Origin of the sequence: Soonwooa buanensis, assembly GCF_900167905.1 — a bacterium.
Classification (GTDB): Bacteria; Bacteroidota; Bacteroidia; order Flavobacteriales; family Weeksellaceae; genus Soonwooa; species Soonwooa buanensis.
Genome location: NZ_FUYZ01000011.1, coordinates 96,174 through 121,178 on the forward strand (window position 1 = coordinate 96,174; position 25,005 = coordinate 121,178).

The following is a 25,005-nucleotide window of genomic DNA, read 5'->3' on the forward strand; positions in this document are numbered from 1 at the left end:
TATTAAGCGATTTGAGGTTCGGTATTTATTTTTTCGTTGTTTACAAAGTCTTTAGCAACGATATGAATTGAATCTATGTGATTTTGAGCTATTAGATTGGCGGACATCCAATGCCCCCAACCAGAAACAAACTCAAAAATACTTTTTTCATATCCTTCCCAATTAATAATTATGGTATTTCCGTTGATAATGTTTTCAAAATTTTTGGATTCTATTTTTAAAGAATCAATTTCTTTTGTAATTGAATCTATTGTATTCTGATTTTTTAAAATATCATCTTCATATAACTTTATTTCGGTCTCTCTTGCTTTTATAGCTTGCTTTACAACATCTAGTTTATCATAAGATTCCATTACAAAATCAAATACAAATCCCCAAATAAGATATACCACAAAACCCGCAAAAATGATTAACCAAAAACTAACAGATTGAAACGCTAATGAAACGGAATAATCTGGCATATCATGAAATGAACCTTCTTTTTTGATGTTATAGATTTTTTCTGTAATCTCATACGCAAGTATGAAGTCGAAAATAAATGTGACTACGATGAGTCCAAATATTTTGAAATAATTTTTAAAATTTTTCTTCTCTTGAAATTTATGAATCAAGTAACCTAATCCTAAGAAAACAAATGGGATTGTAAGTATCAATATTAATTCAGTAATACCTTCCTGAAAAGCTACTTCAATTGCTTTTGGATCAAATATTGAACTTGCCGTACCTAAATTAGTATCAATTGTAAATTGTTTGAAAAATGCAGAATAACTTGCGGAACTATAAAAAATAAAAAGGTAAATGGTTAACGCAAAAAGTATTAAAATACCAATTATCAACCCTACTTTTCCCAATTTGTCTTTGAGTAATTCTTCAGGATTTTCTTTAATTCTGATAATCTCTTTTTTTAAGTTCTCAATTTTCTCTTTAAAAAGAGAAATTTTGTTATCCTTTATTTGTAGAATTTCATTTTCTTTTGAGGAAATTTGCATTTCTCTCTTTGAAAGCTCATTTTGGGCATCATTAATTGCTTTTTTAGTTTCATTTTCATTTTCTAAAGCCTGTTTACGAAAATGCTGTCTTACTAAATTTAGCATTCCTATAAATGGAATTTCCCTTCCTTTGTGATTACCTGCTGATTCAAACCCCCAATCTTGATAAGTAATTTTACTCGGTTCAATATTAAATTCGGTCTGTTTGTTTATCTCTGCTGTTGCATCGTTGAAATTGTTGGAGCTAGATCTTAAATTAGTATTTACTAATTCTTTTAGTTTTGTAAGTGTCATAGATTTAGTTTATTAAAGATTCTAATTCATCTTCTATGCTTTCGGTTGGAAGATTTTTCGCTGCCAAGCTAACTAGCCATTCAAATAGTTCTGTGCTTTCATCTGTTTTAAAACTATAACTACTACAAAGTTTTAAAAAGATTTTTCTTTCATCGTCATCAATTTTTCCGTCAGCTAAAATTACCCGTGTGAAGTCGTACAATAATTTAATTTTCGATAAAAAATCTTCAGGAACATGTGTTTCAACATTTATTGGATTCGTAATGAAACTTTTAAATTCTTCTTCAGTAATTCCTTTCTCCGAGGCGATTTTTAGAATTACATCGAGTTCTTCCTTATCAAAAACACCGTCGCTCAGTGCAATAAGATATAGGTTTATAAAATGTTGCTTTAATTGATGTTTTTCCATAGAGATATTGTTTTGTAAGTTTACAAGCACGAAATTTACTTCCACAATATTTAATTACCTTACGGTTTTCCGTAAACTCAGCTTTTTTTTTGAAACTTTTTTAAACCAAAAAACCACCGAAATCTCGGTGGTTTTGTATTTATGTTAAGCTCGATTAAGCTTGTTCTGCTGGTTTGTCTCCTTCTGGTTTTGGAGCATCGCCTTCAGTTCTTGGCTTTTGTTCTGGCTTTGGAGGTCTTGGAAGAAGAACTTTTCTTGAAAGTTTCATTTTCTTACGATCATCGTAACCCATGAATTTCACTTCAACTTCGTCGCCTTCAGCATAAGGAACTTTATCCAAACGCTTCCATTCGATTTCTGAAATATGAAGAAGACCTTCTGTTCCTTTTGCAATAGCTACGAAAGCTCCGAAATCCATTACTTTCACCACTTTTCCTTTGTAAACTTCACCTACAACTGGAACGAAAGTGATTTCGTTGATTTTCGCAACAGCCGCGTTGATTTTCTCTCTGTCAACACCAGAAATTTCGATACGACCGATTTCGCCAATTTCTTCAATTGCGATAACCGTATCCGTATCTTTTTGCATTTGCTGAATGATTTTTCCTCCAGGTCCGATTACCGCACCAATGAAGTCTTTAGGAATCTCCATCATCACCATTTTCGGAGCGTGAGGTTTCACGTCTGCATTAGGAACTGCGATTGTTTCTTTAATTTTTCCTAAGATGTGTAATCTACCTTCTTTTGCTTGCATTAAGGCCTGCTCCATGATGTCCATAGAAAGACCTTGGATTTTAATATCCATTTGACAAGCTGTGATTCCGTCCGCAGTTCCAGTCACTTTAAAGTCCATATCACCCAAGTGATCTTCGTCTCCTAAGATGTCAGAAAGAACTGTGAATTTCCCTGATTTTTCATCAGTAATCAATCCCATTGCAATACCAGAAACTGGTTTTTTGATTTGAACCCCAGCATCCATCAAAGCCAATGTACCAGCACAAACTGTTGCCATTGATGATGAACCATTAGATTCTAAAATATCAGAAACCACACGGATTGTGTAAGGATTTTCTTCAGGAATCATGTTTGCTAAAGCTCTTTGAGCCAAGTTTCCGTGACCAACTTCTCTTCTTGAAGTTCCTCTTAATGGACGAGCTTCACCTGTTGAGAATGGTGGGAAATTATAATGTAAGAAGAATTTTTCGTCGTGGTTGGTAACAACGCTGTCTACCATGTTTGCATCTTTAACCGAACCTAAAGTTACCGCCGTTAAAGACTGAGTTTCACCTCTTGTGAAAATTGCAGAACCGTGCGCTCCTGGCAAATAATCGATTTCTGACCAGATTGGACGAATCGTTTGTGGGTCACGACCATCAAGACGAACTTTTTCGTTCAAAATCATTTGACGCATCGCTTCTTTTTCCACATCGTGGTAATAAACTTTTACGAAAGGCGTAACTCTCGCCAATTCCTCTTCGTCTGTATATTGAGCCAAGAAATCGTTAAGAACTGCTTTGAAGTTTTCACCTCTTTCTTCTTTAGCAGAAGGCGTTTTAGCAACTTCATAAACTTTATCGTAAGTTTCTTTCCACACTTTTTCACGAATTTCTTCGTCGTGAGTTTCGTGAGAATATTCTCTTTTTGGAGAAGAACCAGCTACTTTTGCAGCCAATCTTTCTTGAGCTTCAATTTGATTGATGATTTCTTTGTGCGCAAATTGGATAGCTTCCAACATTTCTTGCTCAGAAATTTCTTTCATTTCTCCTTCTACCATTACGATAGAAGACTTTGTTGCTCCAACCATAATATCCAATTCAGCGTTTGCTAAATCTTCATATTTCGGGTTGATTGCTAATTTTCCGTCCAATTTTACAACTCTAACTTCAGACATTGGTCCGTTGAAAGGAATATCTGTAATCGCGATCGCTGCAGAAGCCGCTAAACCTGCTAAATCGTCAGGAATTGTTTGTCCATCATAAGAAATTAGGGAAATCATTACCTGAACTTCTGCGTGGAAATCTTCAGGGAATAAAGGTCTCAAAACTCTGTCAACCAAACGCATCGTCAAGATTTCTTGATCCGATGGTCTTGCTTCTCTACGGAAGAAGTTTCCAGGGATTTTTCCACCTGCGTAGAATTTTTCTCTGTAATCTACTGTTAAAGGCAAAAAGTCAACGCCAGGGTTGGCTTCTTTATTGGCTACAACGGTTGCAAGAAGCATTGTTCCGCCCAATTTTACAACAACAGAACCATCGGCTTGTTTCGCCAATTTTCCTGTTTCAAGCGTAATTTCTCTTCCGTCTGCAAGAGTAATCAGCTCAGTGATTGCTTGTGGTGCACTCATAAAAAATGTCTTTTGTACTCCGTATTGAGTACGTTAAATTATTTAAACTCTTTAAATTTTCGTGGGCAAAGATACGGAATTTGGGCGGAAGTTGATTGGTTTTACTTTGTAGTATTTGGTGTTTGGTATTTAATGGAGTTTAAGCTTTTAAAAAATAGAATTTGCTTGCAAAAATTTGTTCATAAATAAATTTATTAGTTTGATTTTCAGCATTAAGCTATATTTTAGTACTGTTTTTTAATTTCGGTGTAACAAGTTGGTGGTTCTGGTTGTCTTATTGAAAAAACAAATCATGAGGTTAATTATTACCAGCGCTGTTTTACTTTGTTCCAACTTTTTCATAGCTCAAGTAAAGCAAGATACCATCAAATCAGAAAACATAGAAGCTGTAACAATTGTTGCGAAAAAACCAACTGTTGAGACTAAGGTTGACAGAACGGTTTTCAATGTGGCGGACAGTTCTATTCTAGCAGGTAATACGACTTGGGATGTCCTTCGAATGACGCCTTTGGTGAGCATCGATAACAATGATGTTGTAAAATCTGAAGGTGAAAATGTAACAGTCTATATCAACGATAGAAAGTCTGTTTTTACAGGAAAAGAACTTAAAGAATATCTTAAATCACTTCCTGCAGATAATTTGATGAAAATCGAGGTGATCACCAATCCGTCTTCAAGATACGAAACGACAGGACAAGTTATTAATATCGTTCTTAAAAAGCGGGAAGACGAAGGCATCAAAGGAAGTGTAGCTTTTACTAATACTCAAAATACAAAGAATAGTCAATATTCTAATCTTAATCTTAACTATCACAAAAAGAATTTTACGCAAACTATAACAGGTAGTTATAACGATAATACTAATGTTTCGTCATTAAAAACTGAGAACAATCTTTTTCAAGATAACGAACAAAGATTAATCGACATGCAATCTGTCTATCATGGAAAAATGCCGTCGGTATCTTCGACTTCGGAGTTAGAATTAAACGATAAAAATAACATCGGTGTTATTTTCGAGTATTTTCAGCATAAAAGTGATTCCGAAAATAATAGTGTCGGAAGTGTTTTCAAAAACGGAAATCCTTTTAACACGTATTCAATTAATCAAAATGAAGCTGCGAAATATTTGGTGCTGAATTCTAATTTGTTTTATAAATATTATGATAAAGAAAAAAACAGGATTTTTGATGTCAATGTAGGTTTTAATTACAACGGTGATCGTGGCGATAGACATTATTTGCGAAATCAATCTGATCTTGCAACGCCAGAATACACGCGCGTTTTTGAAGATACGCAGATGCGAAATTATTACGTAAAATTAGATTACACACAGAATTTAGGATCAACAAATAACACTTTAGAAACTGGTGTTAAATTCGATTTTAATAACAATTATATGCCGATAGATTATTTCGGTTATTCGTCGGATATTTTGCGAAACAGATTTAGTTACAAAGATAATCTCAATGCGGTCTATGTCAATTATAGTACGAAATTTTTTGAAAAATTGGATGTACGTTTTGGGCTTCGTTACGAGTATATGACCTATAAGTTGCATCAAGAAAATGACGACATCAAAAGGGATGAATCTTACGGAAAACTCATGCCAAATGCATTGATAAAATATACGGTAAGTCCTAATTTTAATGTGTCAACATCGTATAATTACAGTATTTGGAGACCTTGGTATTCGGAGTTTAATCCTTTTGAATTACCAACGAGTGATGGTAATTTCTATCGCGGAAATATGGATCTAGTGCCGAATCCGAATCATCGTTTTACAATGAAATTCGGGGTTTACAAAAAGTATTTCTTGTCGTTAGGTTACAGTTTTACGAATCAAGATTATTGGACAGATTATATCCCAGAAGGTAATAAGTTGGTATCATTTCCAAATAATTTTCTTGGAAAATCCGAGCGTTATTCGGTTAACTTGAATACTAACCAAACTTTCTTTAAAAATAAATTTAATGTTAATGTCACAGTTGGTATCAACTACCAAGATAATAGTGATTTCAACCACAGAAATAGTCTTAATACGAAAGATTACATCACCAATTTCTCTGGTTCTGCTAACTTCACCTACACCAATTTGTTTGATAAAAATATCAATATTTCTGGATGGGCTGGCGTCTACAGAAACAATAACGGGAACTCGATTGGGAATACAACCAACGTATTCCATAATTTATCTGTTACCAAAATCTTTGATAAAATTGGTTTAGAAACGAGTTTACAATTAAATAACATTTTTTTGCGACCAGTATTTGACAGGACGACTTACAGTCAAGCGGGAACATTTAGAAACATAAATACTTCCGATTGGTACGGCGCTTCGTTAACGATTACCAAACGTTTCGGAAATCAAAAAGTTAAAGAAAATACCAAAACCGATGTTGAGAAAAACCAAGGCGGCGGAAAATAATAATAGAAAACCTTTCAATGATTTTGGAAGGTTTTTTTATTTAAGATAAATTAATTTTCATGTTTTAAAAATCTAACTTAGCTTTGTATCACTTAAAAGTAAATGATATGTTAAAACGTGTAGGAATTGCTGCTGCAATTGCATTTTTAGGAATTTTTCAATCTTCTGCTCAAACAAAGTTGGAGCGTCCAAAATTGGTTGTAGGACTGGTAATTGACCAAATGCGTTGGGATTATCTTTACCGTTATCACGACAAATTTGGTGAAGATGGTTTCAAAAGAATGTTGAAACAAGGTTATTCTTTTAACAATGTGCTGATTCCGTATTTGCCGACTGTTACTGCGATTGGTCATACAAGTATCTACACGGGTTCGGTGCCGTCAATTCATGGTATTGCGGGTAACGATTGGACCGATAAAGAAACTGGGAAAAGTGTTTATTGTACAACAGATGCTGATTACAAAGGTGTTGGTACAACTTCTGACAAAATTGGAGCACATTCTCCAAGAAATTTATGGAGCACAACAATTACAGATCAATTGGGAATTGCAACCAATTTTCAATCGAAAGTTGTTGGCGTTTCTTTAAAAGATAGAGCATCTATTTTGCCAGCTGGACATAATCCGACTGGTGCTTTTTGGTTTGATGAGACGACTGGTAATTTTATTACAAGTACGTATTACATGCAAGATTTGCCAAGTTGGGTGAAGGATTTTAATTCTAAAAATTATGCATCCGAATTAGTTTCTAAAGGTTGGAATACCTTGTTGCCTATTAATCAATACTCCGAAAGTACGAGAGATGATGTACCTTGGGAAAGTCTTCTTGGCTCTGCGACCAAACCAGTTTTTCCGTACAATAATTTAGCGACAGACTACGAAAAAAAGAAAGGCGTTTTGAGAACGACACCTTTCGGAAATACTTATACATTAAAATTTGCTGAAGCAACTGTTGACGGTTATCAATTGGGTGCAGACGATATCACCGATTTTTTAGCCATTAATATCGCCTCTACAGATTATGTTGGACATGCTTTTGGACCAAATTCTATCGAGGTTGAAGATACTTATTTAAGATTAGATAAGGATTTAGGAAACTTTTTCAAAATGTTGGACAAAAAAGTAGGGAAGGATAATTATTTAGTTTTCTTGTCTGCGGATCATGGTGGCGCGCATTCTGTTGGTTTTCTTGAAGAGAACAAAATGCCAACTGGCTTCTTTGGAGAAGGTTTAGAAAAATCTTTAAATGCAGATTTGGAGAAAAAATTTGGTGTTGCTAATTTAGTTTTGGCGGTAGATAATTATCAAGTTTATACCAATGATAAATTGATTTCTGAAAAAAATCTAGATTCTGAAGACATCAAAAAATACATTATTTCGAGTTTGAAGAAGCTACCAGAAATATTATATGCGGTTGACATGACAGAGATAGGAGAGTCGCCAATCCCAGAACCAATCAAGACAAGAACTATTAATGGTTATAACTGGAAGCGAAGCGGCGATATCCAAATGGTGACCAAAGATGGTTATTTGGCTTATTATGCAAAAAAAGGAACAACGCACTCGGTTTGGAATTCTTACGATGCGCATATTCCGTTAATGTTTATGGGTTGGAAAGTGAAAAACGGCGAAAGCAATCGTCCTTATTATATGACAGATATTGCACCGACTTTGGCTCAATTTTTAAAAATTGAAAACCCCAGCGGTAACATTGGACAACCAATTGTTGAAGTTTTAGGAAAATAGTTTTAAAAATTTTATGTTTGGTACAATATTTTCTAATAAGTTGCAGTTAAATAACAATTAAACTTTAAAAACAATATCAAATTTTAAACCTATGAAAAAGATTTTATTCGCAGCATCAGCTGTATTATTAACTGTAGTTGTGTCATGTAAAAAAGAAAATAGCACTGTAGTAACAACAGATGGTGGTACAGATACAGTAGCAGTTGTACATACTGAAGAAACGACTGTACTTAGCGAAACTGAGGCTAAAGCTAAAGTTGATAAAGCGCAAGCAGATCTAGATGCGGCTATCAAAAAAGGTGATAAAGCAGCAGAAGAAACTGCTAGAAAAGCTTTAGCAGACGCTAACACAGCTTGGGATCAAACAAAAGCAGCGGTTAACTCTGCAGCACAAGATGTTAAAGATGGTGTAAACAACGCTGTTGACAAAACTAATGAAGCAGCAAAAGATGCTAAAGCTGATCTTAAAACAGCAGCTCAAGATGTTAAAGCTGATGTTAACAAAGCGGCACAAGACACTAAAGATGCTACTAAAAAAGCAGCAGGTGATGTTAAAGATGCTTATAACAAAACTTTAGAAAGCGCAAAAGCTAAATAATATTTTTAGTTTTTAAATAAATGAAACCGAAGATTGTTCTTCGGTTTTTTTTTGTAATATATTCAAATTAAAAAAAGGGAAAGCTATCGATAGGCTAGATAAGCGTATTGGCTCCACGGCTATGTTTGTAAATTTTCGTTTTTAAATTTCATATTTTAGCGCAAAAATAAAAAATGACTAAGAAGGACTTTTTTAGAATTGTTATCAAACTTTTTGTATTTTCAGCTTGTATCCAAACTTTTTTTAATGTTGTTAAAAATATACTAAATGTCTTGTCTTCTGGTATTACATCTGCGGATACTTTCTTATACAGTGTAATCATCAATGTTTTGGTAATTATTGTTCTATTATTTTTCTTAAGATTTGTAGTGACTAAGCCGGATTTCATCATTAACTTTTTTAAGTTAGATAAAAATTTTGATGATGATAAAATAGTTATTGGAGATTTTAGCTCAGCGAAGTTGCTGAATCTTGGACTTTTTACAGTTGGAGTTTATTTCATTATAACTAGTTTAGGTTCGTTGATTTCCAATTTGTATTTACTTTCTGGTGATTCGTCAGTGTTGCAAAATCCATATTTTAAAGATGTTTGGTCAAAACAAGAACTTATAACGTCGATTGTTAATATTATAATCGGATCAATATTGGTTGTTTATAGAAGGAATATTGCAGTGTATTTTGACAAATAATGTTGAGTTGTTGTTTTGAAATCAAATCGGGTAGGAGAGTGTTACTATATTAATCCCCAAACATTGAAATATTAACGAAAGGAATTAAATAAAAAAACCTTGAACGACAGTTCAAGGTTTTTTGCGTTATAAAGCGGAGAGAGAGGGATTCGAACCCCCGGACCTGTTACAGTCAATAGTTTTCAAGACTACCGCAATCGACCACTCTGCCATCTCTCCAAAACAGCGATGGTATCGTTGTTTTGAGTGGTGCAAATATATAAAGCTTTTACTTACTGACCAAATTATTTTTAAGTTTTTTATTAAGTATTCAAATTATTAATGCAGTCGAATGTTGCGCCCCAGATGGAACGGCCTGTTGGAGCTCGCGTTGCATGTTTTGGCAAAAGCTTTGGCGCAACGCAGCGACTAGTGACAGCTGGAAATGGCGTCCAAAATAAAATGTTGATTACTATATTGAAAACAAACTATTGTCAATTTATAAATCTGAATAAAAGACATAAAAAAAGTCCCAAACTTTCGTTCGGGACTTTTAGTAAGCGGAGAGAGAGGGATTCGAACCCCCGGACCTGTTACAGTCAATAGTTTTCAAGACTACCGCAATCGACCACTCTGCCATCTCTCCAAAACAGCTATGGTATCGTTGTTTTGAGTGGTGCAAATATATAAAGCTTTTATATATTGACCAAATTATTTTTTAAGTTTTTTGATGAAATTAAAATCCACGATTAACAAAATATTTTGGAATTAGTTATACTTTATTGAAAATTAATGCTTTGTAAATTTTAAGCTTAAAATATAATTTAAAAAAAATAAATTTTCTGTAGTTTCAAAATTAGTTTTTCGCAATGGATAATCCCATTAATACTGCAAAAAATCCTAAAATGACACTTAGTAAAATATAAGAAATAAGGGAAATGTAGTTTCCGTTTTGATAAAGCGTGACATTCTCCGCAGAAAAGGTTGAAAAGGTTGTAAAACCACCACAAAACCCAGTGATAAACAAGAATTTTAGTCCTGAATCTTGTTTAATAAAATAAGCTGAAAATAAGCCTATCAAAAAGCAACCAACCAAATTAATGACTAAAGTTGCAATGGGAAAGCCAGAAGTTTTGAAAAACTTCAAAGAAAAAAAAGAGATGAGATAACGCAAAATACTGCCTATCCCACCTCCTATGAATATTAAAACTAAGTTTTTTAACATTAGTCTTGTTCTACCCAAGTATGATTTTCGCCACTTAGTTCGCCGATGTATTTTTCTGCATCCATTGCCGCCATACAACCGCTACCAGCCGCTGTAATTGCTTGTCTGTAATGCGAATCTTGTACATCGCCTGCAGCAAAAACGCCTGGCAAATTGGTTACAGAAGATTTACCTTCTGTGATGATGTAACCATGCTCATCCAAATTAATTTGTCCTTTAAAAACATCCGTATTTGGTTTGTGTCCAATCGCGATAAAAATACCATGAACTTCAATTTTTGATTGTTCTTGCGTTTGGTTATTAATTGCTACAGCTCTTTCTACCATTGAGTTTTCACCTTCGATAGCAATTAATTCATGATTGAATTTAACTTCAATATTTGGTGTTGACATCACACGATCCACCATTACTTTTGACGCACGGAAATGATCTTTACGAACCAACATCGTCACTTTATTACAGATTTTAGACAAGTAAGTTGCTTCTTCCGCAGCCGTATCTCCTGCGCCTACTACAATAACGTCTTTTCCTCTATAGAAAAATCCGTCGCAAGTTGCACAAGCCGAAACCCCGCCACCAGCATATTTTTTCTCATCATCAAGCCCAAGATATTTAGCAGCAGCACCAGTTGAGATGATTACCGTTTTTGCTAAGATATCGCGACTTCCAGTAGAAATCTTGTGTACGCCACCTCTTTCTTTAGCAAAGTCGACTTTCGAAATCATTTCGTAATGTACTTTGGTTTCAAATCTTTCTGCTTGCTTTTGCAATTGCATCATCATTTCTGGACCAGTAACGCCATCAGGATAACCTGGGAAGTTTTCGACTTCTGTCGTCGTTGTCAACTGTCCGCCTGGCTCAAGTCCTGTGAATAATTCTGGTTTTAGGTTAGCTCTTGCAGCGTAAATTGCCGCTGTGTAACCTGCAGGTCCTGACCCAACGATAACACAATCTAAAATGTTTTCCATATCTTTTTTCTCTTTTTTTTTAAAATTAAAGTTTCAAAAATCGTAATTAATTTTAGTTCAAGCTAATTTTGACTAATTAATTTTTTCGATTTTGATGTTTATATAATCTTATCTATTTATGAAGCTTTTTTGTTTTAAACCAGTTTTTGATAGTATTAAATAATTTAAAACCTTTAAAATCAAGTTATTAAACTAATTTATTTTGATTTGGTCGATGTTTAAAATCTTAAAAGTCATTTCGACATAGATTTCATCATCTTCCATTTGACGTACGCCAAGACCTTTTGATTTTAAATCCATTTCGCGAATAACAGAAATAATTCTGGTCGCCAATTTTAAAGGATAAAAACGAGCTGCCTCTGCAAAATTCTGAATAGCATAAGGATTTACGCCAATTTCTTTTGCGATAACCGAAGGCGATTGCCCAATTAAAGTATGGTACATTACCAAATCCGAGAAGAATTTATACAAAGCGCCAATCGACATTTGGATTGGGTTTGACTTTTTATTTTTGCCCATATAATAAGCAATTTTAAAAGCACGTTCTTTATTTTTTGTTGCTAAAGCTTTTTGAAGTTCGAAGATGTTGTAGTCTTTGCTTATGCCGATATGTTCTTCAACAATTTTGTTATCGAGAACATCGCCTTCTTTTAAAACTAGTTTCAGTTTGTTAAGTTCGTTCGCAATACGAGAAAGGTCGCTACCAAGATATTCCGCTAAAAGGAAACTAACATTAGGCGCAGCTTTGTAACCGAATTTTTCAATTTCAGATTGTATCCAAGTGGCTAATTGTGAGTCTTTTATTTTATCACTTAAGAATAAAAATTTCTTGGTTGTCAGTTCTTTACTAACTTTTTTGCGAGAGTCCAGTTTTTTGTGTTTGTGGGCAAAAACGAGAATTGTCGATTCAACTGGTGCATTGAGATAAGCCAAAAAAGCGTCGGATTCTGACTCTTCTAATTTGAGATCTTGTGCTTCTTTAACAATGATTAACTGCTTGTCGCCCATCATCGGATATTGTCTCGCCAAGGACAAAATCTCGCCATAATTGGTGTCTTTTCCGTATACAACGGTTTGGTTAAAAGCTTTTTCGTCTTCTTCCAAAACATCGTTTTCGAAATGTTTGGTCGCTACATCAATATAATAAGGCTCTTCGCCATGTAAGAAATATATTGGTAAAAACTCTTTATTTTTAATACTTTTGAGGACAATTTCTATATCTTTCATCAGACTTTATGCAACTACCTAAACTAAACTTCAATACCGAATTTGACTTGAAAATCAAGCAAGACAAAGATACATTTTTTATTTATGATTCGGTGCGCAAGATGTGGTTGGTGTTGACGCCAGAAGAATGGGTGCGACAACATTGGGTTGCTTATTTTCTGAAAATTAAGAAGAAAAATGCGTCATCTCTTATTTTGGAACAAAAATTGGAACTCAATTCTACAACCAAGCGTCTAGATATGCTGGTTACGCATCGTACAAAAGCCCAAATTTTAGTGGAATTGAAAGCGCCAAATATCAACTTGACCGAAAAGCAATTCGAACAAATTGCACGGTACAATTCTGTTATCCAAGCGCCAGAAATTATCTTGTCCAACGGCTTACATCACATTTTTGCAAAATATCTGGATGGGCAATATCGATTTGAAGCTTTTGAATTTTAATTATCTTTAACAAAAACGCAGCAGATGGAAACTAAAAAGACATCAAAAAGAAAGAAAATAATTTTGACAAGTATTTCTGTTCTATTGTTACTTTTGGTAACTTTTCCTTTTCTGCTCAACATTTATCTAAAAAGTAAGCTCCCTGATTTAGTCAACGAAAAAACACCTTATCATGTGGATATGGCTCAATTTAATTTTGATTTAATCTCGGGAAATCTTCATATCAACGATGTTAAAATAAAAACTAAAAATCCTAAAGATACGGCTGTTACACAATTATCTGGAACTATTGGCGAATTAGAGGTTGCTGATTTTGGCGTTTTCAAAGCGCTGTTTTCTAAAACTTACAAAGCGAAACTTGTTAAAATTAAAAACCCAAACTTGGATATTCGGTTTGCAAAAAAGAAAAAAGATGCCGCAAAAAATAACAAAAAACCAGACATTTTCCTCAGCGAATTACTGATCGAAAATGGTGAGCTAAAAGCTGTCAATCATGAAGGTAAATCGGTTTTTAATGGTAACAAAATCAATGTTGATCTTCAAGATATTGATCTCAATAATGATGACAATACGCGTCTGCCGATTGGTTTTAAAAAATTGAGCATTCATGCAGAAAATCTTGTTGTTACGGTTAACGATTATTATCAAATTCTGGCGGATAAAGTTAATACGGTTGATAAAGAAATAGCCATCCAAAATCTGCATCTTAACCCGACACAATCGCCATCGGAATATAATGCGAAAAGTGTTTTCGATTTTAAAGCTAAAAATTTTACGGCGTCTAATCTCAACATTAACCGTGATTCGCTAATTGCGGAAAGCACTTTAATTGACGAGCCAAATTTGACGATAACTTCAACCAACAAAAAGATCGTAAAGGACAATCCTAAAGAACTGAATCTCAAAATTGCGTTAAAGGATATCAATCTCAAAAACGGGAAATTATTGGTGCAAAAATCGGATAAAACGAAGAGCGCTTCTGCTGACAAATTCAATATTAATATTACAAAAATTGTATTTGATAAAAACACGGTTAAAGAAAAAATTCCTTTCAAATTTGATCAGCATAATGTTGATATTTCTAAAGTTTATTTCCGTGCAAACAATAACCAAGAAGTGCGTGTTGGCCATATTTTCACAAAAGATGCTAACCTTGCGATAGACAGTATTCAGCTAGCGAAACTAGGTGCAAACCCAAATCAAAATCTTTGGTCAGGTTTTATTAAAAAAGTCAATATTCAGAATATTAAACCAAAATTTGATGGTCAAAAAATTAATTTAAATCTCAATTCAATTACGGTTGATGATGCAAAAATCGCGATGATTTCTAAAACCAATAAATCTGCAAAAAAATCAGAAAATAAGAATTCGGATTTAAATTTAAATATTGGCGCTATAAAACTGAATAATACCAACTTTAAACAACTAACAAATACAGGACAACAAAAAGCTTCAGTTGCTAGTATTAATGCGGTTTTCAACAATTTTAAAATCAATGAAACGACTTTAAAATCCAAGACAGCATTTACGATTGCTAATCATGATATTAAAACAGGAGAAATCTTTGTCGATGCTGATAAATACTATACTTTGCGCATTAAAAACTTTGAAAATAATGATAAAATTAGTAACATCAAAAATTTAGCATTTAAATCGAAATATAATCGCAAAGAGTTTTCTCGGGTTATTTCGAAACAAGAAGATTTATACGATGTTACTGCGAATAGTATTCAGATTTTTGATCGCGTGTCATTATTCGAAAATCATGACCAAATTCTTTTAAATAAAGTTGTATTAGATGGTGTTAAATGTAGCATTTTTCATGATCTAGCGCCACCCGAAGACAAAAGTGCCAGAACAATGTTTAATGAAAAACTGAGAAATATAAAGATTCCTTTGTTTGTTAACACTGTTGAACTTCGCAACTCTTATGTTTCTTACGAAGAAGATGCGGTTAACAACAACAAACCTGGCAAATTATTTATGGATGCTTTTAATGCAACGATCAAAAATGTCGGGAACGGAAAAGTAAAAGGAACATCCAGCGTGGTGGCTGTTAATGCAGGTTTTAAGTTTTTTGGGACAGCTCCTACGAAGGTTAATTGGACTTTTGATGTGTTAAATAAAATGGACAATTTTAAGATCAATGGAAAAATTGAAGGTCTTTCTGCCAACGAGGTCAATCTTTTTGTTAGACCTTATCTTAACCTAACTTTGGACGGTGAGATCAATTATTTGAAATTCGATTATTTCGGAAATAAAAATGTCATTAAAGGTGATTTCTTCCTAAATCATCACAATATTAAAGTTAACTTCCTCAACAAAAAAGGAGAAAAACGCAAATTCTTGAGCAAAGCTGTTAATGTTTTAGTGAAAAGCGATGCAAAAGATGGCGGCAAAAATGTACAAATCGAAAAAGAAAGAGATGCCGATCGTTCGTTCTTCAACATGCTGTGGAAAGGTATTATGGAAGGATTAAAGAAAACTTTAATCTCGGAGAAAATCTAAGAAACTTTACCCACTCGAAAGACTAAAGCCGTGTAAAGTTCATCCAATTGACTTTCATCGTAATACAGAAAAGGTAAAGAAAAATTGGATCCATTTTTTAAAAATATTCGGATGACATGCTTACGCCATTTGGGTTTCTCAAGTTTTAAAGTCCGAATATCACTAAACTTCAATTGCTTACTAGGTTCTTCGAAATACATTCGCAAAACTTCCCAACCACTAGCTTTTCCTGTCAAATCATAGTTAACAGGCATATAAGACAAAACTTGATTATCAAACCGAACTTGGATGATTTTGTTAGCTCGTAACAAGAGTTTTACACCAAGATAAAGCCCATAAAGTGATGTTGCAGTGATTATTAAACTTAAAATTAGAAAAGTAATGTCATCAAAAAAAGTGTGGTTTTCTAACATACTTGTCACTGAATCAACAAATAAAAAACTGAAAAAACAACCGATGAAAACCAAGACAGAACCAAATAAAATGATGCGCACAGGTTGAATTTTAATTTCAACAACCGATTGATTTCTGTAATTGTAACGTGAAAGATTAGATTTGTTATTACGAGAAATTATAACGAATAATACACCAACAAAAACTGCAACAGTAATCGTCAATACAATAATCATTATACTCGAATTCAAATAGTTTGTACCTGTGAAAAGCATATAGCAGCCAATTGTAATACTTACAAAAATAAAAGATAAACCTATGATCTTTTATTTATTTTTGCTTTCTATAAGTTGAAAATTTTTACTAAGATAGACTAATTATCGTAATTTCTTACAGCTAATTTTAAAGTTTTTTCCATTCTTTCACGTAATTTCAAAGGTTTTAGAACAGTTAAGAACTCCCCCATTCCTAGGATCACTCTCTCTAGCTCAAAATTCAACTGAACACATATTCTAAAAATTGTTCCGTTTTTGTCTTCATTTAAAATCTGTTGACTGTGATGGAAAGGCTTTGTTTTGACATAAGGCGCATGTTTTTTGGAAACAAAAAAATCTACATTTCGTGGACGCTGCGTTTCTGAAACTGTTGCACCAATGACTTCTCCAAAATAGCGATCAGCATCCAAATTATAATCAATGTAAGTTGAATTTTCATCGACATCAATTTCCTGCATTCTGTCCAAAGCCAAATTATAAAGTTTTCCTTTGTGAAGGCAAATCAAAAACCAACGATTATTATATTCTTTCAATAATTGTGGATGAACAGTCATATTTTGCGCTTCACGAGCGGTAAAACTTTGATACAAAATTCGTAAAACCTGCTTATTGAGAATCGCTTGATACAAAACATCAATGTATTCTAAACCTTTTAAACGTTCGTTTTTGTCGAGATGAATAATTGATTTTTGTTGAGTTGCTTGGATTGAATCTTCCAATTTTTGGATAACTCCATTCATTTCCTTAAACATCGAAAAATCCTTAAACTGCTTCAAAATCTGCACAGCGTCGGTCATCGCTTTCAAATCACTTTCAGTGACTGAAATATTATGAATACTGTAATCGGGATCGCTGTAACGATAGTATTTTCGTTCGTAAACCTCAATAGGCGCTTCATAACCAAATTTTTCGCTTCGCATATTCTGCAAATCCAATTGCACGGTACGTTTACTAACAAAGGATTCTTTACCTTCAAATTCGAACAAGGCTTCCGAACACTCATCGATTAAATCGTCAAGCGTATATTTTTTATACTTGTTTTTCAAGCATTTGTCGAGGGTTTTGTACCGAATTAAAGCGTTTTTGTTAGAAGACACGGCATATAGATTTAAAATTATTATTTGAGATTTGAAATTCTGATTTCTAAAACCTAAGATTTAAGTCCTAAGGCATTTCCTTCAAAGGAAATTCCGTCCCAACCGAACTTCATAAAGTTTCGGATATTTTGATGGTCATCGGTTTCCGGATGTTCTAAAACATCTTTGCGATAGAAATCTCCGAACAGATTTAATGTTTCATCTTTTGAAAGGTTATTAAGTTTAGCAAAACTAAAAATCTTGCATGAACCGTTGTTTTGATTGACTTCGTTTAGCGCTTCACCATTTGTGAATTTTGTTGGTGTGAAATTATAATTCGCATCAATATGCTCAATAACATCATTGAATTGAATAGTTTCTGGTTCGTTTTTAAGCTGGTCTAAAATCATTTTAAATTGTAATTATCTGATAAAAATAATCAACCTAAACAATCTACGCAACTCCAATGCGCAATAAATTTTCGAGTACAAAAAAAGCTTGTCTCTTTTCGAAACAAGCTTAGATATTAAGTTGAAGTAAAGATTACTTCACAATTTTAATATTAACTGCTGAAAAACCTTTTGGAGATTTCTCTTTCTCGTAAGTTACTTTGTGACCTTTTTTCAATTCTTCTTCCGAGTTGTTGATGTGGAAAAAGATATTTTCTTTCGATCCGTTTTCAGTGATGAAACCATAACCTTTATCACTCAAGAATGTAATAATTCCTGTGATTTCAGTATCGTCCACCTCAATAGGAGCTGCGCCCAATTGAATATCGTCTAGGTCGATTTCAATTTTTTCACGTTGGTCTGGTGGCGTGCTTGTCAATTGACCAAACTCGTCCACGTACATAAACATTTCGTCAAGCGCTTTACCTTTGTTGTTATCAGATTTGCGCTCTTCGCGGCGTGCCGCTTTTTCTTTTTGTTTCTGTTGTTTCTTTTTAAAGTTTTCTTTTTTTGAGAAAGAATCTGCCATAAATATTTTAAAATTTTATTTTAATGTTACTAAATTACACGTTATTTTGAGTTCAATTTTCGGTTAAAACCTACTTTAATTGACCTCTTCATTGTTCGAGAATCCCGAGAGATTTCTCTTCTGTTTGTCGTAGTTTGTATTTAAGTTGCTGGTAAAAGCAGCGAAAAACTGAAAGTAATGAATATAATAAACTCTTCTAAGTTTACGAAAAACAAGTGCTTTCTTTACTAATGCGTTACAAAGATACGATAAAAGAAATTAATAACGATAGTTTCTTAATTCTGTGCAGATTATATTTTCATTGAAAACTTTTTTCAAAAAAAAATTAAAATATTTTTTACTACGCAAAAAGATTGCGCAATTAGATTTTTACTTTGCATCATCAAATTAACAGGAAAGTTATAAATGTCGAATTACTGCAGCCCGACTTGAGCGGAAATCCTTTTTTTGGGATGGATTAGCCAAGGCAAAAAAGATTGGGAGCGGAAGGCATAAATGAGAAAAAAAGCGAAGGCTTTTATCGAAGTTTACGAACGAAGTTCAAGTTGCCCCAAAAAAAAAATTAGAAAAGATGAAAATAACAGGAAACGAATTAATTGCTTTAGGATATCAACCAAAAAAATGGTTCGCCGAAGCTTTGGAATATATCAACGAAAATGACTTGTCACAAGCGGAAATGGAAGCTTATTTGGAGCAATTCCGTGCGCCAGACCCAATTCCGTTAAAGGAAAATGCGGAGGATTTTGTCATCAACATTAAAGCGGAAAACGAAGCTGAGGAAGATAATGTGCAAAAAGTGATCAAAACCATGGAAGTTTTGATGAAGACGCCGACTTTGGTTTCGGGAGCGTTGATGCCGGATGCTTGTCCGACTGGTCCTGAAGGACAAATCCCTGTGGGAGGCGTGGTGGTTGCGAAAAATGCGATTCATCCAGGATTTCACTCGGCGGATATTTGTTGTTCGGTGATGTTGACGGATTTCGGGAAAGTGGATCCAAAAGTGGTTTTGGACGCGGCGCATTCTACTACGCATTTTGGTTACGGAGGACGTGCTCGCGGTGAACAAATGCCGATGAGCATTGAATTGATGGACGCTTTTAGAGAAAATATGTTCTTAAATGACGAACGATTAATCAGCATTGCACGTTCGCATATGGGAATTCAGGGCGATGGAAATCACTTCTTGTTTGTTGGGATTTCTAAAAATACAGGAAACACAATGATGGTGACGCATCACGGTTCTCGTGCGCCTGGAGCTGCTTTGTATGATAAAGGAATGAAGGTTGCGAACCGCTTCCGTGAAGATATTTCGCCAGATACGTTGAAGGAAAACGCGTGGATTCCTTTTGAAACCGAGGAAGGGGAAGCTTATTGGGAAGCCTTACAATTGATTAGAAAATGGACGAAGGAAAATCACGAAGCCATTCATAATGCGACTTTGGAGAAGTTGAACATCGAAAAATTAGATAGATATTGGAATGAACATAATTTCGTATTCAGAGACGGAGATTTATTCTACCATGCGAAAGGAGCAACGCCGCTGGACGACAAATTTTTGCCGGATATTACAGGTCCACGATTGATTCCTCTGAATATGGCGGAACCTGTATTGATTGTAAGTGGTGCTACAAACGACAGAAATTTAGGTTTTGCTCCTCATGGCGCGGGAAGAAATTTCAGCAGAGGTCAGCATAAAAGAAGCTTGGCTCACAAAACGACTGAAGAGATTTTCGCTGAAGAAACCGCTGGTTTGGATGTGAGATTTTTCACGAATGATATCGATATTTCTGAGTTGCCGAGTGCATATAAAAATGCTCAAAATGTGCGCGCTCAGATTGAAGAATATAATTTGTGCGAAATCATCGACGAAGTGCTTCCTTACGGTTGTATTATGGCTGGTGACGTGCAGAAAAACGCGCCTTGGAAGAAAAAGAAGAAGTTTAGGAAGTAGGACTTTAGATTTGAAATTTGATGTTTGAAATTTGAGATTCGAACGCTTAATCTTAACGCTAAACTTTAGACGTAAAACTTTAAACATTACAAAAATGGAAACAAAAATAAAAGAGAAATTAAGAACTCTTGAAATAGAGAAAAATATAAAAATCCTTTTGGCAATAGAGTCTGGAAGTCGGTCTTGGGGATTTGCTTCGCCCGACAGCGATTACGACATCCGCTTTATATACAAGCATCCGAAGGATTGGTATCTGTCGCCGTGGGAGAAAAAAGATACGATAGAATTCATGACCAAAGATGATTTGGACGGTTCTGGATGGGATTTGAGGAAGACTATGTTGCTTTTAGCAAAATCAAATGTTCCGCTTTTGGAGCATTTGTACTCGCATATTTTTTATGTGAAAAATTATGATTTCCTCGAAAAAATGTGCGACTTGGCAAAAGATGCTTTCTCTCCAATTGCGGTATCATTTCATTATTTAGGAATCGCCAAAAAGTATTTGGAAATTTGCAAAACAGATGAAGTGAAACTAAAAGATTATTTCTACTGTTTAAGAACGACTTTAGCCACAAAATGGGTGGTTGAAAAAGGAAGTTTTCCGCCAGTAATCTTTTACGAAATGTTGGATTTGTTGCCAACTTCAGAACGCGAAAAAGTGGAATATTCGTTAACCATAAAATCTAAAAATGGTGAAAAGTATTTCCACCCAAAAGATGAAGAATTAACAAACTACTTAACTTCTGAAATTGCTTTTCTAAACGATAAAATAAAAGAACTTCCTTCAGGAAATTTTGATAAGTCGAAAGCGGAAAAGGTGTTTTTGGAGTTGGTGAAATAAATAAGCAGATTACGGGTTTCCGTAGTCTGTTTTATGTAATAAATAATATCTTTAATAAAAATAAAAAACATGAGTTTTAAACTAATAGCAATAATCAAACAAGCTTTAAATTTTTATGAGCATCAAACTTATGTTACTGATGAAATAATAGATGTTGAAAAAGACTTTCCAATCTCTTTTTTAGATGAAAAAATTAATTCATATCATAATGAAGCTTTTTTTGAAGATTTAATTGAGTTTATTCCGCCGTCTTTTTTCAAGACGGAATTGTATTTTGATGAGAAAAATGATGAAGATAATTTTTCTAATCTTAGTTCAGGAGAAAAGCAGAAAGTCTATAGTTTGAACTCTATTGTATATCATTTAAGAAATTTATTGTCGGTAAATAAGAATCCTAAAAAAAATGAACTTATTGTCTATAAAAACTTCAACATTATATTGGATGAAATAGAACTATACTATCATCCAGAATTGCAACGTACATTCATTAAAGACTTGCTAGATTATATTCGGAAAATTGACTTTGAAAATAGATATTTTGATTGTATCCCAAACATCAACATTATGTTCATTACTCATTCGCCTTTTATTTTATCAGATATTCCAAAACAAAATATTTTATTCTTAGACATTGATAGAGAAACCAAAAAATCAGCACCTCAAATCTATGAAGAAGATAATACCTTCGGGGCAAATATTCATGAAATGTTAACAAAGGGATTTTTTTTAGAAAGTACTAAAGGTAAAGTCGCAATATCAAAGATTAATGAGTTTCTGGAATTTTATAAAAAGAAAAACGAGTTAACTGCAAGCAAGTTTTTAACTCGCAGAGAATATTTTAAAAATATTATAAAATTAATTGGTGAAGATTATATCAGAAATATTTTACAAAATCAGTTTGATGAATTAGACGAAAAATTTAATTCAAAATATTTAATTGAGAAGCGCGAAGAATTAAAAAAACAAATAGATCAAATTAACGAGCAACTAAATGAAAATTCTTAATAATGAGAAAAGTAAAATATCCATACAATAATCAAAGCGAAAAGGATACCTTTAATACACTCTATTACAATCTCATTAAAGATAGAATTGATGAATCTGGAATAAATGTTATTTTAAAGAAAATAAACAACAGTTACAACTTAGAAAAGCTTATTGTCAGTAATTTTTCCGAATTACTTGAAATTCAAGAAAAAATTAAACAATCTGCTCATTTAAAGAACTTAGAAGTTTTTTTTAAATTTAAAAAAAAGAAAGAAACAATATACCTGTATGATAAATTTCAACCATTTATTTCGAATTTTTTCATGGCAGAAAAAATTGATTTAAACTCTTGTCATTACTGTAATATTGATTTCATTAATACATTTGAAGAACATTATCAATTTAACTCTAAAAAAGAATTCATTTCAAAAGCGCCAAAAGAGATACTCACTATGATTGATGTGATTTCAGAAAAAACCGCGAACGAAATTATAAAAAAAAGAACTTCGAATAACATAATTAATGAATTGAAACCAATATTAGGAGTACAAGTTTACACCAAATTATTTAATTGGTGGAACTCGTCAGCAATGAGTAATTCTTCAAAAGTTGATTTGAAAAATATTGTTGTCAAGAAAAACCATTATACTTTAGATCATGTGCTGCCAAAAAATGAATTTTCATTCTTTTCATTGAGTTTATACAACTTAGTTCCCTCGTGCTCTTCTTGTAATTCTAAATTCAAGCATATGAAAGAATTTACAGTCAATAAAGATCTTTCAAAAATCTGTCCAACTTCTGAAGAGTTTCTCTCAGAAAATTTGATAGAATTCAAATTGAATTTTGATGTTAATGATCCTGACTTCGAAAGTAAAATAAAAAAAATTAAGCAAATTGATGATGTCGAAGTTAAGATTAAAAATATGCAGTCTTTAGAAGGAGTTGATGAGTTTATTGAAATTTTTAAAATCAAATCAAGGTATGAATTCCACAAAAATATATCATTCGATTTAATAAAAAAAAGAGAAAAATACTCCGATTCTCAACTTGATGAACTTGAAAAAATTTTTCTTAAAGAGCGAATATTTATTGACAAAGACACTTTCAAAAAGCACATTTTTGGTTCTGCTATTTTTGAAAAAGAAAATATGAATAAACCTTTTGAAAAGTATAAAAAAGATATTGCAAAACAATTAGGCTTAATACCATGACCATCCACGACTTAAAACATAAAAACCTCCTTCTTTTCGAAGCCATATCTGGAAGCAAAGCTTTCGGATTGGCGACGGAGAAGTCGGATACGGATATTCGAGGAGTTTATTATTTGCCGAAGGAAGATTTCTTTGGACTGGATTATATGCCGCAGGTTGCAAACGAAACCAACGATGAAGTTTATTATGAATTGGGAAGATTTGTAGAATTGTTGTTGAAGAATAATCCCAATATTTTGGAAGTTTTGGCAACGCCCGAAGATTGCATTTTGCACAAACATCCAATTTTTGATAATTTGAAAATCGAAGATTTTCTGTCAAAACTCTGCAAGGAAACTTTTGGAGGTTATGCAATGACTCAAATCCAGAAAGCACGAGGCTTGAAAAAGAAAATAGTCAATCCAATGGACGAAAAACGAAAAGATGTTTTGGATTTTTGTACCGTTTTCGAAAATGCAGATTCTGTTTCTTTAAAAGATTGGCTGAATGAAAAATCATTTATTCAAGAGAATTGCGGTTTAACCAAATTGCCAAGTTCTAAAGGAATGTTTGCGCTGTTTTATGATTTTGAGGGCGATAAAAACTACCGTGGAATTTTTAAAAACGAAGATTCTAACGAACTTAGCTTGTCTTCGATTCCGAAAAATGAGAAAGTGGAAGCCTATTTATTTTTCAATCAAGATGCATATTCAATTTACTGCAAAGAGTATAAGGAATATTGGAAATGGGTGAACGAGCGAAATGAAGATCGTTACGACACCAACCAAAAGCACGGCAAGAATTACGATAGCAAAAACATGATGCACACGATTCGGCTTTTGCAGTCCGCTTTGCAAATTTTGGAAACTGGAAAAATCAATATTCGGGTAGAAAATCGCGAAGAATTATTATCAATAAAAAACGGTGACAAGGAATATGACGAGCTTTTGAATTACGCCGAAACTTTGATGAACAAATTAAATTCGGCTTTGGATAGTTCAAGATTGCCAGATTTCCCAAACAAGGAAAAAGTAAATTCTATTTTGGTGAAAATGCGTTCGGAATTGTGCCGTTAAATTAAGAACATAAAGTCAACGTCGGTTCGAGTAGATTTTGAAAAAAGGCAATGTGGTCAAAAATAGTTGGTGTTTTTTCACAAAATATTTTGTAATATACTGAGATTGATTGGAAGAGGAAATGAGCTCTGCTGAGGAGCAACTTATTAGCAATACAATCAATGCTGTAAACAATAGTTTAGAAGGGTGGCTTTTGCCATCCTTCTTTGTAAATTATTGGAACAGCTTTATGGCTAAAAAAAACCTTAACTACCTAATGTATTATTGTTTTTGATTTTTGTAAAAAAGATACCATTGGATAAATTGCTTTCTTCTACTTTTGGTAAGACCTCTATGAATATTGAGATTGCCTTTTAAGTGACCAAAAAAGGACTCTATACCATTTGTTGTTTTTG

The 25,005-nt window shown here is 33.4% G+C and carries 21 protein-coding genes and 2 tRNA genes; 11 read left to right on the top strand and 12 right to left on the bottom strand.

Features of this window, described 5'->3' with window-relative positions; translation table 11 throughout:
• Positions 1–2: 2 nt before the first annotated feature.
• From B5X62_RS13405 to B5X62_RS13415, 3 genes are all read right to left on the bottom strand, one after another.
• The gene (locus B5X62_RS13405; protein WP_079667952.1) at positions 3–1,283 is read right to left on the bottom strand and encodes a hypothetical protein; all 1,281 of its coding nucleotides are present in this window, start codon (positions 1,281–1,283) and stop codon (positions 3–5) included.
• Positions 1,284–1,287: 4 nt separating this feature from the next.
• A complete protein-coding gene (locus tag B5X62_RS13410; protein WP_079667953.1) occupies positions 1,288–1,692 on the bottom strand; it encodes a TerB family tellurite resistance protein in 405 nt (134 codons plus the stop codon).
• Between the two features lie 154 nt (positions 1,693–1,846).
• Positions 1,847–4,036, bottom strand: coding sequence for a polyribonucleotide nucleotidyltransferase (locus tag B5X62_RS13415; protein ID WP_079667954.1), 2,190 nt, complete (start codon positions 4,034–4,036; stop codon positions 1,847–1,849).
• A gap of 292 nt (positions 4,037–4,328) precedes the next feature.
• On the opposite strand from B5X62_RS13415, the gene B5X62_RS13420 reads away from it, so the two are divergent.
• From B5X62_RS13420 to B5X62_RS13435, 4 genes are all read left to right on the top strand, one after another.
• Positions 4,329–6,461 carry an outer membrane beta-barrel family protein gene (locus B5X62_RS13420; RefSeq protein WP_079667974.1) on the top strand — a complete coding sequence of 711 codons (2,133 nt, stop codon included), beginning with the start codon at positions 4,329–4,331 and terminating at the stop codon, positions 6,459–6,461.
• A gap of 107 nt (positions 6,462–6,568) precedes the next feature.
• Positions 6,569–8,206, top strand: coding sequence for an alkaline phosphatase PafA (gene pafA / locus B5X62_RS13425; protein WP_079667955.1), 1,638 nt, complete (start codon positions 6,569–6,571; stop codon positions 8,204–8,206).
• A gap of 91 nt (positions 8,207–8,297) precedes the next feature.
• Positions 8,298–8,804, top strand: coding sequence for a hypothetical protein (locus tag B5X62_RS13430; protein WP_079667956.1), 507 nt, complete (start codon positions 8,298–8,300; stop codon positions 8,802–8,804).
• A 173-nt stretch (positions 8,805–8,977) separates the two neighbouring features.
• Positions 8,978–9,493, top strand: a complete 516-nt coding sequence (locus B5X62_RS13435) for a hypothetical protein (RefSeq protein WP_079667957.1) — start codon at positions 8,978–8,980, stop codon at positions 9,491–9,493.
• 134 nt (positions 9,494–9,627) lie between these two features.
• On the opposite strand, the gene B5X62_RS13440 is transcribed toward B5X62_RS13435, so the two are convergent.
• The 5 genes from B5X62_RS13440 to holA all read right to left on the bottom strand — a co-directional run bounded on the left by B5X62_RS13440 (position 9,628) and on the right by holA (position 12,892).
• Positions 9,628–9,712: transfer RNA gene (locus B5X62_RS13440), tRNA-Ser, on the bottom strand.
• Between the two features lie 321 nt (positions 9,713–10,033).
• Positions 10,034–10,118, bottom strand: a tRNA-Ser gene (locus B5X62_RS13445).
• 210 nt (positions 10,119–10,328) lie between these two features.
• Positions 10,329–10,697, bottom strand: coding sequence for a fluoride efflux transporter CrcB (crcB, locus tag B5X62_RS13450; protein ID WP_079667958.1), 369 nt, complete (start codon positions 10,695–10,697; stop codon positions 10,329–10,331).
• A complete protein-coding gene (gene trxB / locus B5X62_RS13455; RefSeq protein WP_079667959.1) occupies positions 10,697–11,665 on the bottom strand; it encodes a thioredoxin-disulfide reductase in 969 nt (322 codons plus the stop codon). Before trxB ends, crcB begins: the two co-directional genes overlap by 1 nt.
• Positions 11,666–11,857: 192 nt before the next feature.
• Complete coding sequence (holA, locus tag B5X62_RS13460) at positions 11,858–12,892, bottom strand: DNA polymerase III subunit delta (protein WP_079667960.1); 1,035 nt, start codon at positions 12,890–12,892, stop codon at positions 11,858–11,860.
• A gap of 8 nt (positions 12,893–12,900) precedes the next feature.
• On the opposite strand from holA, the gene B5X62_RS13465 reads away from it, so the two are divergent.
• Entirely contained in the window at positions 12,901–13,335 is a 435-nt protein-coding gene (locus B5X62_RS13465) for a type I restriction enzyme HsdR N-terminal domain-containing protein (RefSeq protein WP_079667961.1), read from the top strand.
• Between the two features lie 24 nt (positions 13,336–13,359).
• Complete coding sequence (locus B5X62_RS13470; RefSeq protein ID WP_079667962.1) at positions 13,360–15,843, top strand: hypothetical protein; 2,484 nt, start codon at positions 13,360–13,362, stop codon at positions 15,841–15,843.
• On the opposite strand, the gene B5X62_RS13475 is transcribed toward B5X62_RS13470, so the two are convergent.
• The 4 genes from B5X62_RS13475 to B5X62_RS13490 all read right to left on the bottom strand — a co-directional run bounded on the left by B5X62_RS13475 (position 15,840) and on the right by B5X62_RS13490 (position 18,565).
• On the bottom strand, positions 15,840–16,472 hold the full coding sequence (locus B5X62_RS13475) for a hypothetical protein (RefSeq protein WP_144038396.1): 633 nt from the start codon (positions 16,470–16,472) through the stop codon (positions 15,840–15,842). The two genes, B5X62_RS13470 and B5X62_RS13475, sit on opposite strands and share 4 nt — an antisense overlap.
• A 137-nt stretch (positions 16,473–16,609) precedes the next feature.
• Positions 16,610–17,608: a helix-turn-helix transcriptional regulator gene (locus B5X62_RS13480; RefSeq protein ID WP_079667964.1), complete on the bottom strand. Its 999-nt coding sequence runs from the start codon at positions 17,606–17,608 to the stop codon at positions 16,610–16,612.
• Positions 17,609–17,661: 53 nt separating this feature from the next.
• Entirely contained in the window at positions 17,662–17,997 is a 336-nt protein-coding gene (locus B5X62_RS13485; protein ID WP_079667965.1) for a HopJ type III effector protein, read from the bottom strand.
• 133 nt (positions 17,998–18,130) lie between these two features.
• A complete protein-coding gene (locus B5X62_RS13490) occupies positions 18,131–18,565 on the bottom strand; it encodes a cold shock domain-containing protein (protein WP_079667966.1) in 435 nt (144 codons plus the stop codon).
• Positions 18,566–19,136: 571 nt separating this feature from the next.
• On the opposite strand from B5X62_RS13490, the gene B5X62_RS13495 reads away from it, so the two are divergent.
• The 5 genes from B5X62_RS13495 (at position 19,137) to B5X62_RS13515 (ending at position 24,610) form a co-directional block, all read left to right on the top strand.
• Complete coding sequence (locus B5X62_RS13495; RefSeq protein WP_079667967.1) at positions 19,137–20,516, top strand: RtcB family protein; 1,380 nt, start codon at positions 19,137–19,139, stop codon at positions 20,514–20,516.
• Positions 20,517–20,610: 94 nt separating this feature from the next.
• Positions 20,611–21,357 carry a nucleotidyltransferase domain-containing protein gene (locus tag B5X62_RS13500; RefSeq protein WP_079667975.1) on the top strand — a complete coding sequence of 249 codons (747 nt, stop codon included), beginning with the start codon at positions 20,611–20,613 and terminating at the stop codon, positions 21,355–21,357.
• 69 nt (positions 21,358–21,426) lie between these two features.
• Positions 21,427–22,362: an ATP-binding protein gene (locus B5X62_RS13505; RefSeq protein ID WP_079667968.1), complete on the top strand. Its 936-nt coding sequence runs from the start codon at positions 21,427–21,429 to the stop codon at positions 22,360–22,362.
• 2 nt (positions 22,363–22,364) lie between these two features.
• Positions 22,365–23,555 carry a hypothetical protein gene (locus tag B5X62_RS13510; RefSeq protein WP_079667969.1) on the top strand — a complete coding sequence of 397 codons (1,191 nt, stop codon included), beginning with the start codon at positions 22,365–22,367 and terminating at the stop codon, positions 23,553–23,555.
• Positions 23,552–24,610, top strand: a complete 1,059-nt coding sequence (locus tag B5X62_RS13515) for a DNA polymerase beta superfamily protein (RefSeq protein WP_079667970.1) — start codon at positions 23,552–23,554, stop codon at positions 24,608–24,610. The genes B5X62_RS13510 and B5X62_RS13515 overlap by 4 nt, the downstream gene beginning before the upstream one ends.
• Positions 24,611–25,005: the final 395 nt, after the last annotated feature.

Excerpts from the sequence above, each read along its gene's own strand:
- B5X62_RS13470 (WP_079667962.1), top strand. The coding sequence starts at position 13,360 with ATGGAAACTAAAAAGACATCAAAAAGAAAGAAAATAATTTTGACAAGT.
- B5X62_RS13410 (WP_079667953.1), bottom strand. The coding sequence starts at position 1,692 with ATGGAAAAACATCAATTAAAGCAACATTTTATAAACCTATATCTTATT.
- B5X62_RS13490 (WP_079667966.1), bottom strand. The coding sequence starts at position 18,565 with ATGGCAGATTCTTTCTCAAAAAAAGAAAACTTTAAAAAGAAACAACAG.
- trxB (WP_079667959.1), bottom strand. The coding sequence starts at position 11,665 with ATGGAAAACATTTTAGATTGTGTTATCGTTGGGTCAGGACCTGCAGGT.
- B5X62_RS13430 (WP_079667956.1), top strand. The coding sequence starts at position 8,298 with ATGAAAAAGATTTTATTCGCAGCATCAGCTGTATTATTAACTGTAGTT.
- B5X62_RS13515 (WP_079667970.1), top strand. The coding sequence starts at position 23,552 with ATGACCATCCACGACTTAAAACATAAAAACCTCCTTCTTTTCGAAGCC.
- B5X62_RS13435 (WP_079667957.1), top strand. The coding sequence starts at position 8,978 with ATGACTAAGAAGGACTTTTTTAGAATTGTTATCAAACTTTTTGTATTT.
- B5X62_RS13510 (WP_079667969.1), top strand. The coding sequence starts at position 22,365 with ATGAGAAAAGTAAAATATCCATACAATAATCAAAGCGAAAAGGATACC.
- B5X62_RS13500 (WP_079667975.1), top strand. The coding sequence starts at position 20,611 with ATGGAAACAAAAATAAAAGAGAAATTAAGAACTCTTGAAATAGAGAAA.
- pafA (WP_079667955.1), top strand. The coding sequence starts at position 6,569 with ATGTTAAAACGTGTAGGAATTGCTGCTGCAATTGCATTTTTAGGAATT.
- B5X62_RS13475 (WP_144038396.1), bottom strand. The coding sequence starts at position 16,472 with ATGATTATTGTATTGACGATTACTGTTGCAGTTTTTGTTGGTGTATTA.
- B5X62_RS13495 (WP_079667967.1), top strand. The coding sequence starts at position 19,137 with ATGAAAATAACAGGAAACGAATTAATTGCTTTAGGATATCAACCAAAA.
- B5X62_RS13405 (WP_079667952.1), bottom strand. The coding sequence starts at position 1,283 with ATGACACTTACAAAACTAAAAGAATTAGTAAATACTAATTTAAGATCT.
- B5X62_RS13485 (WP_079667965.1), bottom strand. The coding sequence starts at position 17,997 with ATGATTTTAGACCAGCTTAAAAACGAACCAGAAACTATTCAATTCAAT.
- crcB (WP_079667958.1), bottom strand. The coding sequence starts at position 10,697 with ATGTTAAAAAACTTAGTTTTAATATTCATAGGAGGTGGGATAGGCAGT.
- B5X62_RS13420 (WP_079667974.1), top strand. The coding sequence starts at position 4,329 with ATGAGGTTAATTATTACCAGCGCTGTTTTACTTTGTTCCAACTTTTTC.
- B5X62_RS13505 (WP_079667968.1), top strand. The coding sequence starts at position 21,427 with ATGAGTTTTAAACTAATAGCAATAATCAAACAAGCTTTAAATTTTTAT.
- holA (WP_079667960.1), bottom strand. The coding sequence starts at position 12,892 with ATGAAAGATATAGAAATTGTCCTCAAAAGTATTAAAAATAAAGAGTTT.
- B5X62_RS13415 (WP_079667954.1), bottom strand. The coding sequence starts at position 4,036 with ATGAGTGCACCACAAGCAATCACTGAGCTGATTACTCTTGCAGACGGA.
- B5X62_RS13465 (WP_079667961.1), top strand. The coding sequence starts at position 12,901 with ATGCAACTACCTAAACTAAACTTCAATACCGAATTTGACTTGAAAATC.